This is a genomic window from Cellulomonas persica (genome assembly GCF_007989825.1).
Taxonomy (GTDB): domain Bacteria; phylum Actinomycetota; class Actinomycetes; order Actinomycetales; family Cellulomonadaceae; genus Cellulomonas; species Cellulomonas persica.
In genome coordinates, this window is sequence record NZ_BJUA01000008.1 from 1 (window position 1) to 16,287 (window position 16,287).

Here is a 16,287-nt window from a genome sequence, read left to right on the forward strand (position 1 = left end):
TTCGGTGAAGGGTTCCGTGAACGGGTTGGCTCCGAGCGCCTCGGTGAACGGCTCAGTGAACGGCTCAGTGAAGGGTTCGGTGAACGGCTCCGTGAAGGGTTCGGTGAAGGGCTCCGTGAACGGGTTGGCCCCGAGTGCCTCGGTGAACGGTTCGGTGAACGGCTGAGCCGACGCACCGGTCGGTCGGGGCACCCCCTGCGCGCCCCGACCGACCGACTGCGCGGACGCGCCGAGCCCCTGGCCGCTCGCGTGGCCGTTCGTGCTCCCGTTCGCGCCTGCGCCCGCGCGCGCGCCCCCCGCGCGCAGGCCGTCACGCCACGTCCGCGTGGCCGCGACGACCGAGACCCCGAGCGTGTCGAGCACGACGTCGATCGGGTTGGCGACGGAGAAGCTCCCGTCGTCCTCGCCCGCCCAGAGCAGCCCGACGACGGCGCCGCTCTCGTCGACCAGGACGGAACCGGAGTCGCCGCCTGCGGAGAACCGCTCGACGCCCTCGGCGGGCTCGACGCGGACCTGGTCGCGCAGCGTGCGCGGCCCGACGCCGGGGCCGAAGTCCACGACGGTCGTGTAGTCGGTCGACGCCACGACGCCGACGGTCAGCCCGGTCGTGCGGCCGGACTTGCGGACGGTCGACCCGACGACGGCACGCGCGGTGCCCGTCACGGGCCCGATCCCGAGGATGCCGGGCAGCCACGGCGCGCCGGGCGCGAGCGCGACGACCGCGGCGTCGACCCGGTCGGTGAGCGTGCCGCGCACGAGAGCACCGAGCCGGTCGGCGGCGCGTCCACCGTCCGCGAGCGAGGGCTGCACCCACCGGCTGCCGACGTCCTCACGGCCGTCACCAGCGGCGACGTGCCAGTTGGTGAGGGCGAACGCGCGTCCGGTGTGGCGCTCGCGCACCAGGACGCCGAGCGTGCCGTTGACGGAGCGCAGCTGCGCCTCGCCGTCGACGGGGATGGTCACGGCGTCGACGGGGCCGATGCTCAGGCCGCCGACGAACGGGCGGACGCGGCCTGCGTGCGCGGCAGGTGCGGACGCGGTCGCGGCGAGCGGTGACACGCGCCCGGTGACGACGTCGGTGGGGACGCCGCCGAAGCTCTCGGGGATGCGGTCGTCGTCGGACAGCTCGGACAGCGGGAGCTTGCGCTCGACGTGCACGACGATCGCCTGCCGCCCGGTGGGCCGACCGTCGGACCACTTCTCGGCGATGTCGACCCCGACGACGCCCGCGCGGGCGAGGAGCATGTCCTCGACACCGCGCTTCGTCGGACGGATCTGCGCACGCTCGTCGACGCGTGCGGCTTCGGGCGTCGGTGCAGCGGCAGGGTCGGACTGCGGCTCGGGGCCGGAGTCGGAGCGGGGGTCCTGCTCGGTCATGGGTCAGACACTCCTCGGTGGGTGCGGACGGACGATCCCTCGGCTGGGCCGAGCCGCAGGTCAGGAGCGGGCGGCGGCGACCCAGATACATGCGACGACGATGCGGTCGGGCGTCCGCATGCTTCCGGCCCGCGACGCCGCGTACGGCCCGGACGCCCGTCACTCGTTCGGGTGACCCGCGGCCCGCGACGGGGCGTATGTATCTGGCGGACGGGCGCGTGCTCCTCGTCGTCGACCCGCCAGGTGCGCCCAGGTGATGTCTTGTCGGGTTTGTCCACGCCGTCCTACTGTCATGGGGCGGTCGCCCGACGACCGGTCGAGTGAGGGGTCAGATGATGAGCGACGACCTGGTGGAGCCGGTGGACACCGCGCTCCGCGGCCAGGGGGAGGGGCTCGCCGACCAGGCAGCCCGCGCCGTGGTGGCGTACCGGGACGGAGACCGAGCGCCGATGGCGGCACTCGTGCAGGTGATGACGCCGTTGCTGTGGCACACGGTGCGCGCGCAGGGCGCCGGCACCGAGCAGGCGCAGGACATCGTGCAGAACGTGTGGCTCGCGCTGGTGCGCGAGATCGACACGATCCGGGACCCGCGCGCGACGCTGCAGTGGACCCTGGTCACCGCGAAGCGTGCGGCCTGGCGGGCCGTCCGGCGCTCGCGCGAGGAGGCCGCACGAACCGACTCCGACGAGGCCGCGACGTCCTGGCTGACCGCCCCTGCCGACGAGCTGCCCGACGCGCGTGCGCTGCGCGACGAGCGCGACCGGGTCCTGTGGGACCACGTGCGCTCGCTGCCGGAACGCTGCCGGCGTCTGCTCGGGCTCGTCGCGATGGTCGACCGCCCCGACTACGCCGTCGTCTCCCAGGCGCTGGGCATGCCGGTCGGCAGCATCGGACCCACCCGTGGTCGGTGCCTCGCCAAGCTGCGCGTCTCGCTCGCCTCCGACCCTTCCTGGAGCATGTCATGACAGAGGACGCGACCCTCGCCCTGGTCGCCGCCGCGGGCGTCGACGACCTCGACGTCGAGATCCTCGGCCGGCTCGCCGCGCTGGTCGACGCCGCGGACCCCGTGCCCGAGGGGCTCGTGGAGAGCATCGGCCTGGCGCTCACGATGGAGGTGCTGCACGCCGAGCTGGCCGAGCTGCACCTCGTGGGCGAGCCCGCGCTGGCGGTGCGTGCCGACGAGACGAGCATCGAGGCGGGGACGATCACGTTCACGACCGACGTGCTCACGGTGATGATCTCGGTGCACCACGAGAACGACCGCGTCCGGGTGGACGGCTGGGCCGCGCCCGCGGGTGAGCTCGTCGTCGAGCTGCACCACGGGGGACACGTCGAGACCACGACGTCCGACGAGGACGGACGGTTCGCGTTCGTGGAGCTCGAACGCGGCCCGGCGCGGCTCGTGCTGCGACGCGCGTCGGACCCGACCATGCCGGTGGTCACACCGCAGATCGAGCTCTAGCGACACCATGACCGAGGGCACCGGCCCGGTCGACGCCGGGTCGTTGCTGGACGACGACCCTGACCGGCAGAACGACCGCGACGCGCTCGAGCACGTCGCGGTCGAGGTCGCGCTCGCCGAGGCGGACAACGCCGAGGGTCACCCGGGGATGGCCCGCCGTCGCCTGGTCAAGGCCCTCGCGCAGCTGGACCGCCTCGGCGAGCCGCCCAGCGGCGAGCTGACCGACCCGCTGCGCGTCCGGGTGCGGGCACGCGCGCTCATGGAGCTCGCGAAGTGCGAGTTCGAGACCCGCGGAGGGCCGCAGGCTGCACTGGCCCAGCTCGACGGCCTCGTCGCGGCGGGTGCCGCGCACGTCTGGTCGGGCATCGTGCCGGCGACCGCTGGGGTGCGCGGGCTGCTCGCGCTGCGCGCGGGGCGGCAGGACGAGGCGCTCGTGGCGCTCGACGCGGCGATCGAGCAGATCGACGTCGCGGACGCGGTCGACGGGTGCCGCGCGCTGCTGAACCGCGGCACGCTGCACAGCGAGCGGCGCGACGTGGCCGCCGCGCGTGCGGACTACGAGGAGTGCGCGCGCCGGGCGCGGGCCGCCGGGTTCGACCTGCTGGTGTTCAAGGCGGAGCACAACCTCGGTTACGTGCACTTCCGCGAGGGCCGTCTGCCGGAGGCGTTGGCGTCGATGGAGGCCGCGGCGCGCAGCCTGCCCGGTCCGGTGCGCCCCACGGCGCTCCGGGACCGCAGCGAGGTGCTGCTCGAAGCGGGTCTGGTCGGCGTGGCGGACGCGACGCTCGCGGAGGCGGCCCAGATGTTCGCGGACGAGAAGCTGCCGCGCGAGGTGGCCGAGTGCGAGCTCGGCCGTGCGGAGTGCGCGTTGCTGCGGGGTGACCCCGTGGCGGCACGCACGTGGGCGACGAGCGCGCGGCAGAGGTTCCAGCGCCGCGGTGACGAGGCGTGGGTGGTCCGCTCGGCGCTGCTCGCCCTGCAGGCGGACGCCGCCGTGTTCGCGCGCATGCCCGAGGGCCGTGCGTCACGCTCGGGGTGGGCGGGCGTGGCTCGTCGTGCTGCCGAGGTCGAGGAGCTGTGCCGCACGACGGGACGTCCGACGTGGCAGCGCGCGGCGACGTACCTGCGGATCGAGGCGGACCTGGCCCGCGGCGCGGGCCCGGACCCGGCGCGGGTGCTCGACGGGCTCGGCGCGGTCCGTACCGACGAGCCGCTGACGCTGCGCCTGCACGGTCGCCGGCTGCGCGCGCTGCTCGCCGCGGCCGCGGGCCAGCCCGAGCGCGCGGCCCACCACGTGCGCGCGGGCCAGCGGGATCTCGCGCTGCACCGCAGCAGGTTCGGGTCGCTGGACCTGCGCACCGCGGGTGCGGTGCACGGGACGGCGCTGGCAGTGCTCGACATGCGCCTCGCACTCGCCACCGGGCGGCCCGAGCCGGTGCTCGAGTGCGTCGAGCGGGTGCGGGCGGTCATGGGCGGGGCGCCGCGCGTCAACCCGCCGTCGGACCCGCACACGGCCGAGCTCCTCACGCAGCTGCGCCGTCTCGTCGAGGGCAGCCGTCCGGTCACGGGCCGGCCCGCGTCGGACCCCGAACGCATCCGGCTGTTCGCGGAGGCGCAGCGCCTCAAGGTCGAGATCCTGGCGCGCTCGTGGCACGAGCCCGGCAGCGCGGGCGACGAGCGCGAGGGCCGGGCGCACGAGGTGCGGGCCGTGCTCGACAGCCGCCCGCGCACGACGCTCCTCGACGTGATCGACCACCAGGGGCAGCTGCTCGCGGTGCGCATGGACACCTCCGGGGCGCGGCTGACCGACCTGGGCGAGGCCGACGCCGCCGCCGAGCTGGTGCGGCGCGTGCACGCCGACCTCGAGGTGGTCGCGAACCCGCTCGTGCCGGTCGAGCTGCGCGCGGTCGCGGACAGGTCGCTGCGGGCGGGCCTCGACCGGCTCGACGCGACGCTCGCCCCCGTGCTCCACGACGCCGACGAGCTCGTCGTCGTGGCGGGAGGCTGGTTGGGCGTGCTGCCCTGGGCGATGCTGCGCTCGCGGCGCGGGATGCCGACCGTCGTCGCGCCGTCGGTGCACCACTGGATGCGGTACGCCGGTGCGGGCCTGCCCCACGCGCCTGTGACCGCTGCGGCGGGTCCGGGCCTCGTGCACGCGGCCGACGAGGCCCGGCGCGTCGGCGACCTGTGGCCGGGTGCGCGTGTGCTGGTCGACGACGACGCGTCGGTCGCGGCTGTCGCCGGCGCGCTCGCCGCACCGGGCATCGTGCACCTCGCCGCCCACGGGCGGCACGAGCCGGACAACCCGCTCTTCTCGTCGCTGCGCCTCGCCGACGGCCCGCTGTTCGCCCACGAGCTCGACGCCGGGGCCGAGGTGCCCGACCTCGTCCTGCTGTCGTCGTGCGAGGTGGGCCGCGCGACGATCCGGCACGGCGGTGAGGCGCTCGGGCTGGCGAGCGTGCTGCTGCGCACGGGTGTGGGGTGCGTGGTCGCGGCGATCGCGCCGCTGCCCGACGAGACCGCGATGCGGGTCATGACGAGCGTGCACGAGCAGCTCTCGACGGGCGTGCCGGTCGCGGTCGCGCTCGCGGCGGCGTGCGACGAGCACGAGCGCACGCAGGGCGACCTGGTGCCGCTCGTCTGCCTGGGCGCCCCGGTCTGACGCCGGGACCCCGCGGCCCCGCGGGGGGCCGGGGGCCAGGGCCGGGCGTCGGAGGACCGGCGTGACCGGGCGATTTGGCCGCTCGGCGGGCGTGCCGTAGTCTCGTCGTGCCCAAGACCGCCGGTCGTCGGTCCGCTCGTCGGACCAACCGAAGTCCCGCAGCTCGCGGAGGCCAGCGCAGGTGAGAGTTCCACATGATGGTGCGGTTCGTCCGCGCCGGTCTGTCGAGCCCCGCGCCTGCGCGGGGCTCTTCGTCGTTCTGGGGGACGGGGACCGGCACCACCATCGGAAGGATTGCCATGGCGAGGCCGGACAAGGCAGCCGCCGTCGCGGAGATCGCGGACAAGTTCCGTGCGTCCAACGCGGCCGTGCTGACCGAGTACCGCGGGCTCACCGTGGCGCAGCTCAAGACGCTGCGTCGCGCGCTCGGCGGCAACGCAACCTACGCCGTGGTGAAGAACACGCTGACCGCGATCGCGGCCAAGGAAGCCGGCCTGGCGGGCCTCGACGACGCGCTCGCGGGCCCGTCGGCGATCGCCTTCGTCACCGGCGACCCGGTCGAGGCCGCCAAGGGTCTGCGTGACTTCGCCAAGGCGAACCCCGCGCTGGTCATCAAGGGGGGCGTCCTCGACGGCCGCGCCCTGACCGCCGCGGAGGTCACCAAGCTCGCGGACCTCGAGTCCCGTGAGGTCCTGCTGGCCAAGGCGGCCGGCGCGATGAAGGCCAAGCTCTACCAGGCTGCCTACGCCTTCACCGCCAACACCGCCCAGGCCGCTCGTGTCATCGATGCCCTGCGTCAGAAGCAGGAGTCGGAAGGTGCGGCTGCCTGACCTGGCCCCCGGCCTGGTCGCGCACCGCGCATCACCCCACATCCCGCTTCCGACGCACGTCGCGTCGCGGAGCACCGAAGAAAGGAACGCCTCTCATGGCGAAGCTCACCACTGAGGAGCTCATCGAGCAGTTCAAGGGCCTGACCCTCATCGAGCTGTCCGAGTTCGTGAAGGCCTTCGAGGAGGTCTTCGAGGTCACCGCTGCTGCCCCCGTCGCCGTCGCCGCCGCGCCGGCCGCCGGTGGTGCGGGCGCCGAGGCCGCCGTCGAGGACGAGAAGGACTCCTTCGACGTCATCCTGGCCGCCGCCGGCGACAAGAAGATCCAGGTCATCAAGGAGGTGCGCGCGCTCACGTCGCTCGGCCTCAAGGAGGCCAAGGACCTCGTCGACGAGGCGCCGAAGCCGGTGCTCGAGGGCGTCAACAAGGAGACGGCCGACAAGGCGAAGGCGCAGCTCGAGGGCGCCGGCGCGACGGTCGAGCTCAAGTGATCTGACTCCGCCCGGGTCCTCGACCCGGAGCGGAGGCGCTCACGCACGAAGGCCCGCCACCCCCGCGTGGGGCGGCGGGCCTTCGTCGTCCGACGACCCGCGTCCCACCTGCGCAGACGGCGCACGACTTCCCGTCGGGCTGTGGTCTGTGCCACCATGGCCGCGGCGACGACGAGGTCGCCCGCCTGGCCGAAGGGCCGGGCGCGGACGCGGATCCGAGGGTCCGGCCGGAGCGAGCACCGCCGGGTGCACCCGTGAGGGGGCACCCGAGGTGCGAGGCGCCCCGCCGACCGGGTGGACTTCCGTCGGGGGGCCGAGTATGCTAGCGCTTTGCGCTGGCCTGTGCCCGCGATCTCAGATATCCCGAGCCGGATCTTGACGTACGTGCGCGTCGAGATCCGCCGTCGAGGCTGGGGGTCGCGCCTTGCCAGGCGGCGCAGCGTGCCTCTCGACCGCAGGGAAGGACCCCTCTTGGCTGCCTCGCGCACCCCTTCTGCACCGTCCGCCGACGCCATCGCGAACCGCACCGCATCCCGCCGCATCTCCTTCGCCAAGATCCACGAGCCGCTCGAGGTCCCCGACCTTCTCGGCCTGCAGACCGAGAGCATGGACTGGCTGCTGGGCAACGAGCGGTGGCAGGCGCGCGTCGCCGCGGCTCTCGAGGACGGTCGTCACGACGTCCCGCAGACCGCCGGCCTCGAGGAGATCTTCGAGGAGATCTCGCCGATCGAGGACTTCGGCGGCACCATGTCGCTCTCCTTCCGCGAGCACCGCTTCGAGCCGGCGAAGTACACGGCCGAGGAGTGCAAGGAGAAGGACTTCACCTACGCCGCCCCGCTGTTCGTGACGGCCGAGTTCGTCAACTACACGACCGGTGAGATCAAGAGCCAGACGGTCTTCATGGGCGACTTCCCGCTCATGACCGAGCGCGGCACCTTCATCATCAACGGCACCGAGCGCGTCGTCGTCTCGCAGCTCGTGCGTTCGCCCGGCGTGTACTTCGAGCGCACCGCCGACAAGACGTCCGACAAGGACGTGCTGACGGCCAAGGTCATCCCGAGCCGTGGTGCGTGGCTCGAGTTCGAGATCGACAAGCGCGACAACGTCGGCGTCCGCGTCGACCGCAAGCGCAAGCAGAACGCCACCGTCCTGCTCAAGGCGCTCGGCATGACCGAGAGCGAGATCCGCGAGGAGTTCGCGGACTACCCGGCGGTCATCGACACGCTCGAGAAGGACCACGTCCAGACACAGGACGAGGCCCTGCTCGACCTGTACCGCAAGATCCGCCCGGGCGAGCCGCCCACGGTCGAGGCGGGCCGCGCGCTCATCGAGAACTTCTACTTCAACCCCAAGCGCTACGACCTGGCGAAGGTCGGCCGCTACAAGGTCAACAAGAAGCTCGGCCAGGACGCGCCGCTGTCGGACTCGGTGCTCTCCCGCGAGGACGTCGTCGCGACGATCAAGTACCTCGCCGCGCTGCACATCGACCAGACCACGCTGCCGGGCACGCGCAACGGTGAGGCGATCGAGGTCCGCGTCGAGACGGACGACATCGACCACTTCGGCAACCGTCGCATCCGCGCGGTCGGCGAGCTCATCCAGAACCAGGTCCGCACGGGCCTGTCCCGGATGGAGCGCGTCGTGCGCGAGCGCATGACGACGCAGGACGTCGAGGCGATCACGCCGCAGACCCTGATCAACATCCGCCCGGTCGTGGCGTCGATCAAGGAGTTCTTCGGCACGTCGCAGCTGTCGCAGTTCATGGACCAGAACAACCCGCTCGCGGGCCTGACGCACAAGCGGCGTCTGTCGGCCCTCGGCCCGGGTGGTCTGTCCCGTGACCGCGCCGGCATGGAGGTCCGTGACGTCCACCCGTCGCACTACGGCCGCATGTGCCCGATCGAGACCCCTGAGGGTCCGAACATCGGTCTGATCGGCTCGCTCGCGTCGTTCGGGCGGATCAACCCGTTCGGCTTCGTCGAGACCCCGTACCGCAAGGTCGTCGACGGCCGCGTCACCGACGAGGTGCACTACCTCACGGCCGACGACGAGGACCGTCACGTCATCGCGCAGGCGAACGCGCCGCTCACCGAGGACGGCCGGTTCCAGGAGGACCGCGTCCTCGTGCGCACCAAGGGCGGCGAGATCGACTACGTGCCCGGTGAGCAGATCGACTACATGGACGTCTCGCCGCGCCAGATGGTGTCGGTCGCGACGGCCCTGATCCCGTTCCTCGAGCACGACGACGCCAACCGCGCGCTCATGGGCGCCAACATGCAGCGCCAGGCCGTGCCGCTGGTGCGGTCCGAGGCGCCGCTGGTCGGCACCGGCATGGAGCGTCGTGCGGCCGTCGACGCGGGCGACGTCATCGTCGCCGCGAAGGCGGGTGTGGTCACCGAGGTCTCGGCCGACCTGATCACCGTCGCGAACGACGACGCGACCACCACGACGTACCGCGTCGCGAAGTTCCGTCGCTCGAACCAGGGCACGTCCTACAACCAGCGCGTGCTGGTCGACGCCGGTCAGCGCGTCGAGGTGGGCTCGGTCCTCGCGGACGGCCCGGCCACGGACGAGGGCGAGCTCGCGCTCGGCCGCAACCTGCTGGTCGCGTTCATGTCGTGGGAGGGCCACAACTACGAGGACGCGATCATCCTGTCGCAGCGCCTCGTGCAGGACGACGTGCTGTCCTCGATCCACATCGAGGAGCACGAGGTCGACGCGCGCGACACCAAGCTCGGCCCCGAGGAGATCACGCGGGACATCCCGAACGTCTCCGAGGAGGTCCTCGCGGACCTCGACGAGCGCGGCATCATCCGCATCGGTGCCGAGGTCGCGGCGGGCGACGTGCTCGTCGGGAAGGTCACGCCCAAGGGTGAGACCGAGCTGACCCCGGAGGAGCGCCTGCTGCGCGCGATCTTCGGCGAGAAGGCGCGCGAGGTGCGCGACACCTCGCTCAAGGTCCCGCACGGCGAGTCCGGCACGGTCATCGAGGTGCGCACGTTCTCGCGCGAGGACGGCGACGAGCTGCCCGCGGGCGTCAACGAGCTGGTGCGCGTCTACATCGCGCAGCGCCGCAAGATCACCGCGGGTGACAAGCTGGCCGGCCGCCACGGGAACAAGGGCGTCATCTCGACGATCCTGCCCGAGGAGGACATGCCGTTCCTCGAGGACGGCACGCCGGTCGACATCATCCTCAACCCGATGGGTGTCCCGGGCCGCATGAACGTCGGCCAGGTGCTCGAGGTCCACCTCGGGTGGATCGCCGCCCAGGGGTGGGACGTCTCGCTGGCGACCGAGGGCGACCTGTCCTGGAAGGACAACGTCCCCGCGAACGCCGTGAGCAGCCAGCCCCGCAACCCGGTGGCGACGCCGGTGTTCGACGGTCTGCAGGAGGACGCCCTGTCGGGTCTGCTCTCCAGCACGCTGCCGAACCGCGACGGCGAGCGCATGGTCGGCCCCGACGGCAAGGCGCGCCTGTTCGACGGCCGTTCCGGCGAGCCGTTCCCGGAGCCGGTGTCCACGGGCTACATGTACATCCTGAAGCTGCACCACCTGGTCGACGACAAGATCCACGCGCGCTCGACGGGTCCGTACTCGATGATCACGCAGCAGCCGCTGGGTGGTAAGGCGCAGTTCGGCGGCCAGCGGTTCGGCGAGATGGAGGTCTGGGCCCTGGAGGCGTACGGCGCCGCCTACACGCTGCAGGAGCTCCTGACCATCAAGTCCGACGACGTCCCCGGCCGCGTCAAGGTGTACGAGGCCATCGTCAAGGGCGAGAACATCCCCGACTCGGGCATCCCGGAGTCGTTCAAGGTCCTGCTCAAGGAGATGCAGTCGCTCTGCCTGAACGTCGAGGTGCTGTCGTCCGACGGCGTGTCCATCGACATGAAGGAGAACGACGACGAGGTCTACCGCGCTGCGGAGGAGCTCGGCATCGACCTGTCGCGTCGACCCAACGCCAGCAGCGTCGAAGAGATCTGACGTCGAGCCCCGGCCCGGCCGCCCCCACGGGCACGCCGGGCCGGGGGCCCGCACCCCTTAGCAACATTTCCGTCCGCCGGACACCCGCGAGCACGCGGGCCGGCAAGCGAAGGAAGTAGGACCACCCTTGCTCGACGTCAACGTCTTCGACGAGCTGCGTATCGGCCTGGCCACGGCCGACGACATCCGTGCCTGGTCGCACGGCGAGGTCAAGAAGCCCGAGACCATCAACTACCGGACCCTGAAGCCGGAGAAGGATGGCCTGTTCTGCGAGAAGATCTTCGGTCCCACCCGGGACTGGGAGTGCAACTGCGGCAAGTACAAGCGCGTGCGCTTCAAGGGCATCATCTGCGAGCGCTGCGGCGTCGAGGTGACCCGTTCCAAGGTGCGCCGTGAGCGCATGGGCCACATCGAGCTGGCCGCCCCCGTCACGCACATCTGGTTCTTCAAGGGTGTGCCGTCGCGTCTGGGCTACCTGCTCGACCTGGCGCCGAAGGACCTCGAGAAGGTCATCTACTTCGCGGCCTACATGATCACGTGGGTCGACGTCGACGGCCGGCAGGAAGACCTCCCCAACCTCCAGAACGAGATCGACCTGGAGAAGAAGGAGATCACCGACCGCCGCGACAACGACATCAACAACCGCGCCGCGAAGCTCGAGGCCGACCTGGCCGAGCTCGAGGCGGAGGGCGCCAAGGCCGACGCGCGCCGCAAGGTCCGCGACTCGGCCGAGCGCGAGATGGCCCAGATCCGCAAGCGTGCGGACGCCGAGCTCGACCGTCTCGAGCAGGTGTGGGACCGGTTCAAGAACCTCAAGGTCGCCGACCTCGAGGGCGACGAGCTGCTCTACCGCCAGCTGCAGGACCGCTACGGCAACTACTTCGAGGGCTCGATGGGCGCCGCGGCGATCCAGAAGCGTCTCGAGGCGTTCGACCTGGAGGCGGAGTCCGAGAACCTGCGCGAGATCATCCGGACGGGCAAGGGCCAGCGCAAGACGCGTGCCCTCAAGCGTCTGAAGGTCGTCAACGCGTTCCTCACGACGACCAACTCGCCCACGGGCATGGTCCTCGACGCCGTCCCGGTCATCCCGCCGGACCTGCGACCGATGGTCCAGCTCGACGGTGGCCGCTTCGCGACCTCCGACCTGAACGACCTGTACCGCCGCGTCATCAACCGGAACAACCGCCTCAAGCGGCTCCTGGACCTGGGCGCGCCGGAGATCATCGTCAACAACGAGAAGCGGATGCTCCAGGAGGCCGTGGACTCGCTGTTCGACAACGGCCGTCGTGGTCGCCCGGTCACGGGCCCCGGCAACCGTCCGCTCAAGTCGATCTCCGACATGCTCAAGGGCAAGCAGGGTCGGTTCCGCCAGAACCTGCTCGGCAAGCGTGTCGACTACTCGGGCCGTTCGGTCATCGTCGTCGGCCCGCAGCTCAAGCTGCACCAGTGCGGCCTGCCCAAGCAGATGGCGCTCGAGCTGTTCAAGCCGTTCGTCATGAAGCGTCTGGTGGACCTCAACCACGCGCAGAACATCAAGTCCGCCAAGCGCATGGTCGAGCGTGCCCGCCCGGTCGTGTGGGACGTGCTCGAGGAGGTCATCACCGAGCACCCGGTGCTGCTCAACCGTGCACCCACGCTGCACCGTCTGGGCATCCAGGCGTTCGAGCCGCAGCTCGTCGAGGGCAAGGCGATCCACCTGCACCCGCTCGTCTGCGCCGCGTTCAACGCGGACTTCGACGGTGACCAGATGGCCGTCCACCTGCCCCTGAGCGCGGAGGCGCAGGCCGAGGCCCGCATCCTCATGCTCTCGAGCAACAACATCCTCAAGCCGTCGGACGGTCGTCCGGTGACCATGCCCTCGCAGGACATGATCATCGGTCTGTTCCACCTGACGTCGGACAAGCCGGGCGCCGAGGGCGAGGGCCGCGCGTTCAGCTCGGTCTCCGAGGCGATCATGGCGTTCGACCAGGGGACGCTCGACCTCAACGCGGTCGTCAAGATCCGCTTCGACGACCTCGTGCTCGGCGAGGACCAGGCGCCCGAGGGCTGGACCGAGGGCCAGTCGCTGCTGTTCGAGACGACGCTGGGCCGTGCGCTCTTCAACGAGCTGCTGCCGGTCGACTACCCGTACGAGAACGGTGTCGTCGACAAGAAGCGCCTGTCGGTCATCGTCAACGACCTCGCCGAGCGCTACCCGAAGGTCGCCGTCGCGGCGTCCCTCGACGCGCTCAAGGAGGCCGGCTTCCGCTGGGCCACGCGTTCCGGCGTGACCATCGCGATCTCCGACGTCGCGACGCCGTCGGCGAAGGCCGCGATCCTCGAGGAGCACGAGGCGCGCGCCGCCAAGGTGCAGGGCCAGTACGAGAAGGGCCTCATCACCGACGACGAGCGTCGCCAGGAGCTCATCGAGATCTGGACGCAGGCCACCGACAAGGTCGCCAAGTCGATGCAGGAGAACTTCCCTGCTCGCAACACGGTGTTCCGGATGGTCGGCTCGGGTGCGCGCGGTAACTGGATGCAGGTCCGTCAGATCGCCGGTATGCGCGGTCTCGTGGCGAACCCGAAGGGCGAGATCATCCCTCGTCCGATCAAGTCCAACTACCGCGAGGGCCTGTCCGTCCTCGAGTACTTCATCGCCACGCACGGTGCCCGCAAGGGTCTGGCGGACACCGCTCTGCGGACCGCCGACTCGGGTTACCTCACGCGTCGTCTGGTGGACGTCTCGCAGGACGTCATCGTCCGCGAGGACGACTGCGGCACCGAGCGCGGCCTGACGATGCCGATCGGCATCGCGGGCAGCGACGGCAAGCTGCGTCGTCACGACAAGGTCGAGACCAGCGTCTACTCGCGCACGCTCGCGACCGACGTCGAGGTCGACGGCGAGGTCGTCGGCCGCGCCGGTGACGACGTCGGCGACGTCCTGCTGGACCGTCTGCTCGAGGCGGGCGTCGACACGCTCAAGGTGCGCTCGGTGCTCACCTGCGAGTCGCGCGTCGGCACGTGCGCCAAGTGCTACGGCCGTTCGCTGGCCACGGGCAAGCTCGTCGACATCGGCGAGGCCGTGGGCATCATCGCGGCCCAGTCGATCGGTGAGCCCGGCACGCAGCTGACGATGCGTACCTTCCACACCGGTGGTGTCGCCTCCGCGGAGGACATCACGCAGGGTCTGCCGCGTGTCCAGGAGCTCTTCGAGGCCCGTACCCCCAAGGGTGAGGCGCCGATCGCGGAGTTCTCGGGCCGCGTGGTGATCGAGGAGGGTGACCGTTCGCGGCGCATCGTCCTGACCCCGGACGACGGCTCGGAGGAGATCGCCTACCCGATCACCAAGCGCTCGCGTCTGCTGGTCAACGACGGCGACCACGTCGTCGTCGGGACCCAGCTGGTGCAGGGTGCGGTGGACCCGAAGAAGGTCCTGCGCATCCTCGGCCCGCGCAAGACGCAGGAGCACCTGGTCGACGAGGTGCAGGAGGTCTACCGCTCGCAGGGTGTGGACATCCACGACAAGCACATCGAGGTCATCGTGCGGCAGATGCTGCGTCGCGTGACGGTGCTCGACTCGGGCTCGACCGACCTGCTGCCCGGCGAGCTCGCCGAGCGTGGCCGGTTCGAGGACGCCAACCGCCAGGCGGTCGCCGAGGGCGGTCAGCCGGCCTCGGGTCGTCCCGAGCTCATGGGCATCACAAAGGCGTCGCTCGCGACCGACTCGTGGCTGTCGGCGGCCTCCTTCCAGGAGACCACCCGCGTGCTCACCGAGGCCGCCATGTCGGGTCGCAGCGACCCGCTGCTCGGCCTCAAGGAGAACGTCATCCTCGGAAAGCTCATCCCGGCCGGTACGGGTCTGCCCCGCTACCGCGACGTCGCGGTCGAGCCCACCGAGGAGGCCAAGGCCGAGCTGTACCCGACCTTCGGCTACGACGAGATCGACTTCCCCGCACTGGGCTTCGGCTCGGGCGAGGCGATCCCGCTCGAGGACATCGACTTCGGCGACCTGCGCTGACGTCGTCCTCCTGATCCACCCCGAGGGGGTCCACCGCACGCCGGTGGGCCCCCTCGGGCATCGGCCCCGCCGGGTCGTGGTCGTCGCCCGGCACATGTTCGGGTCGGTGGGACCGCTGGGCCGCAGGACGACCGGGCAGCCGGAGCGGCGTGGGGCGTCCTGCTCGCGAGGACGGCGCTCGCGACCGGCTGACCAGCGTCGCCGCTCCCGCACGTGCGCACCCGGTTGAGGCGGGGCAGCGTCACACTGCCCGTCCTTTGACGGTGTCAGGGCGGGAAGGTAACGTTGGACACCGTGCCCGCGCCGTCGGGCCCTCGCGCGTGCACTCGCACGGTTGATGTCCGACTCGTGCGGACCCATCCGGACCGTGAGTGCACAGGACGACACCCCCGCCTCACGCGCGGCTCCCGCCGCCCGGCTCCTGCTGGGCCTCGGGGCCGCAGGAGAACGGGGCGACACGCCCGAGCGCGGGGGTCGGTTCGGGACTCTCGACCAGGTGATAGCCGCGCGACGGGCGGCGACTCGCGAACTTGCCGGCCGTCCTGGGTGACGGGCACCGGTCGACCAGAGCTCATCTACCAGACGGAGACGTAGTGCCTACGATCCAGCAGCTGGTCCGCAAGGGCCGGCAGGCGAAGACGAACAAGTCGAAGACGCCTGCCCTCAAGGGCAGCCCGCAGCGCCGTGGTGTGTGCACGCGCGTGTACACCACCACCCCCAAGAAGCCGAACTCCGCTCTCCGCAAGGTCGCCCGTGTGCGCCTGTCGTCGGGCGTCGAGGTCACGGCGTACATCCCCGGCGTCGGCCACAACCTGCAGGAGCACTCGATCGTGCTCGTCCGCGGCGGCCGTGTGAAGGACCTGCCGGGTGTCCGTTACAAGATCGTGCGCGGCGCGCTCGACACGCAGGGCGTGAAGAACCGCAAGCAGGCGCGCAGCCGCTACGGCGCGAAGAAGGGCTGAACCGATGCCTCGTAAGGGTCCCGCCCCGAAGCGGCCGCTGATCGTCGACCCCGTCTACGGCTCGCCGGTCGTCACGCAGCTCATCAATAAGATCCTCCTCGACGGCAAGAAGACCGTCGCGGAGTCGATCGTCTACGGCGCGCTCGAGGGCGTGCGCGAGAAGACCCAGCAGGACCCGGTCGTCGTGCTCAAGCGTGCGCTCGACAACGTGCGTCCGTCGCTCGAGGTCAAGTCGCGTCGTGTCGGTGGCGCCACCTACCAGGTGCCGATCGAGGTGCGTCCCGTGCGCTCCACGACGCTCGCGCTGCGCTGGCTCACCGACTACTCGCGCGCTCGTCGCGAGAAGACGATGACGGAGCGCCTCATGAACGAGATCCTCGACGCGTCCAACGGCCTCGGTGCCGCTGTGAAGCGCCGCGAGGACATGCACAAGATGGCCGAGTCCAACCGGGCCTTCGCGCACTACCGCTGGTGAATCCAGCCGGTGCGGCTGGCGCGCCCACGCGCGAGCCGGCCGCACCCCACCGA

10 protein-coding genes are annotated in these 16,287 nt (G+C 71.3%); 9 read left to right on the forward strand and 1 reads right to left on the reverse strand.

Annotated elements, in window-relative coordinates:
• A partial coding sequence (locus CPE01_RS09175) for a chymotrypsin family serine protease (protein WP_186811483.1) occupies positions 1 to 1,377 on the reverse strand: 1,377 nt, incomplete at its 3' end.
• Between the two features lie 335 nt (positions 1,378 to 1,712).
• Between CPE01_RS09175 and CPE01_RS09180 the strand changes: the two genes are divergently transcribed.
• The 9 genes from CPE01_RS09180 (at position 1,713) to rpsG (ending at position 16,234) form a co-directional block, all read left to right on the forward strand.
• Complete coding sequence (locus CPE01_RS09180; protein WP_246783844.1) at positions 1,713 to 2,342, forward strand: RNA polymerase sigma factor; 630 nt, start codon at positions 1,713 to 1,715, stop codon at positions 2,340 to 2,342.
• Positions 2,339 to 2,839 carry a carboxypeptidase regulatory-like domain-containing protein gene (locus tag CPE01_RS09185; RefSeq protein WP_146806363.1) on the forward strand — a complete coding sequence of 167 codons (501 nt, stop codon included), beginning with the start codon at positions 2,339 to 2,341 and terminating at the stop codon, positions 2,837 to 2,839. Before CPE01_RS09180 ends, CPE01_RS09185 begins: the two co-directional genes overlap by 4 nt.
• A 7-nt stretch (positions 2,840 to 2,846) precedes the next feature.
• Positions 2,847 to 5,501: a CHAT domain-containing protein gene (locus CPE01_RS09190; protein WP_146806364.1), complete on the forward strand. Its 2,655-nt coding sequence runs from the start codon at positions 2,847 to 2,849 to the stop codon at positions 5,499 to 5,501.
• 299 nt (positions 5,502 to 5,800) lie between these two features.
• A complete protein-coding gene (gene rplJ, locus CPE01_RS09195; protein WP_146806365.1) occupies positions 5,801 to 6,331 on the forward strand; it encodes a 50S ribosomal protein L10 in 531 nt (176 codons plus the stop codon).
• A gap of 95 nt (positions 6,332 to 6,426) precedes the next feature.
• Positions 6,427 to 6,819: a 50S ribosomal protein L7/L12 gene (rplL, locus tag CPE01_RS09200; protein WP_146806366.1), complete on the forward strand. Its 393-nt coding sequence runs from the start codon at positions 6,427 to 6,429 to the stop codon at positions 6,817 to 6,819.
• A 471-nt stretch (positions 6,820 to 7,290) separates the two neighbouring features.
• Complete coding sequence (gene rpoB / locus CPE01_RS09205) at positions 7,291 to 10,800, forward strand: DNA-directed RNA polymerase subunit beta (RefSeq protein WP_146806367.1); 3,510 nt, start codon at positions 7,291 to 7,293, stop codon at positions 10,798 to 10,800.
• Between the two features lie 127 nt (positions 10,801 to 10,927).
• On the forward strand, positions 10,928 to 14,797 hold the full coding sequence (locus tag CPE01_RS09210; RefSeq protein ID WP_146806368.1) for a DNA-directed RNA polymerase subunit beta': 3,870 nt from the start codon (positions 10,928 to 10,930) through the stop codon (positions 14,795 to 14,797).
• A 593-nt stretch (positions 14,798 to 15,390) separates the two neighbouring features.
• Positions 15,391 to 15,759 (forward strand): 30S ribosomal protein S12, encoded by a 369-nt coding sequence (rpsL, locus tag CPE01_RS09215; RefSeq protein ID WP_013882841.1) that lies wholly within the window; start codon positions 15,391 to 15,393, stop codon positions 15,757 to 15,759.
• 4 nt (positions 15,760 to 15,763) lie between these two features.
• Positions 15,764 to 16,234, forward strand: a complete 471-nt coding sequence (gene rpsG, locus CPE01_RS09220; RefSeq protein ID WP_048342519.1) for a 30S ribosomal protein S7 — start codon at positions 15,764 to 15,766, stop codon at positions 16,232 to 16,234.
• Positions 16,235 to 16,287 lie beyond the last annotated feature (53 nt).

Excerpts from the sequence above, each read along its gene's own strand:
- CPE01_RS09180 (WP_246783844.1), top strand. The coding sequence starts at position 1,713 with ATGAGCGACGACCTGGTGGAGCCGGTGGACACCGCGCTCCGCGGCCAG.
- CPE01_RS09185 (WP_146806363.1), top strand. The coding sequence starts at position 2,339 with ATGACAGAGGACGCGACCCTCGCCCTGGTCGCCGCCGCGGGCGTCGAC.
- CPE01_RS09190 (WP_146806364.1), top strand. The coding sequence starts at position 2,847 with ATGACCGAGGGCACCGGCCCGGTCGACGCCGGGTCGTTGCTGGACGAC.
- rplJ (WP_146806365.1), top strand. The coding sequence starts at position 5,801 with ATGGCGAGGCCGGACAAGGCAGCCGCCGTCGCGGAGATCGCGGACAAG.
- rplL (WP_146806366.1), top strand. The coding sequence starts at position 6,427 with ATGGCGAAGCTCACCACTGAGGAGCTCATCGAGCAGTTCAAGGGCCTG.
- rpsG (WP_048342519.1), top strand. The coding sequence starts at position 15,764 with ATGCCTCGTAAGGGTCCCGCCCCGAAGCGGCCGCTGATCGTCGACCCC.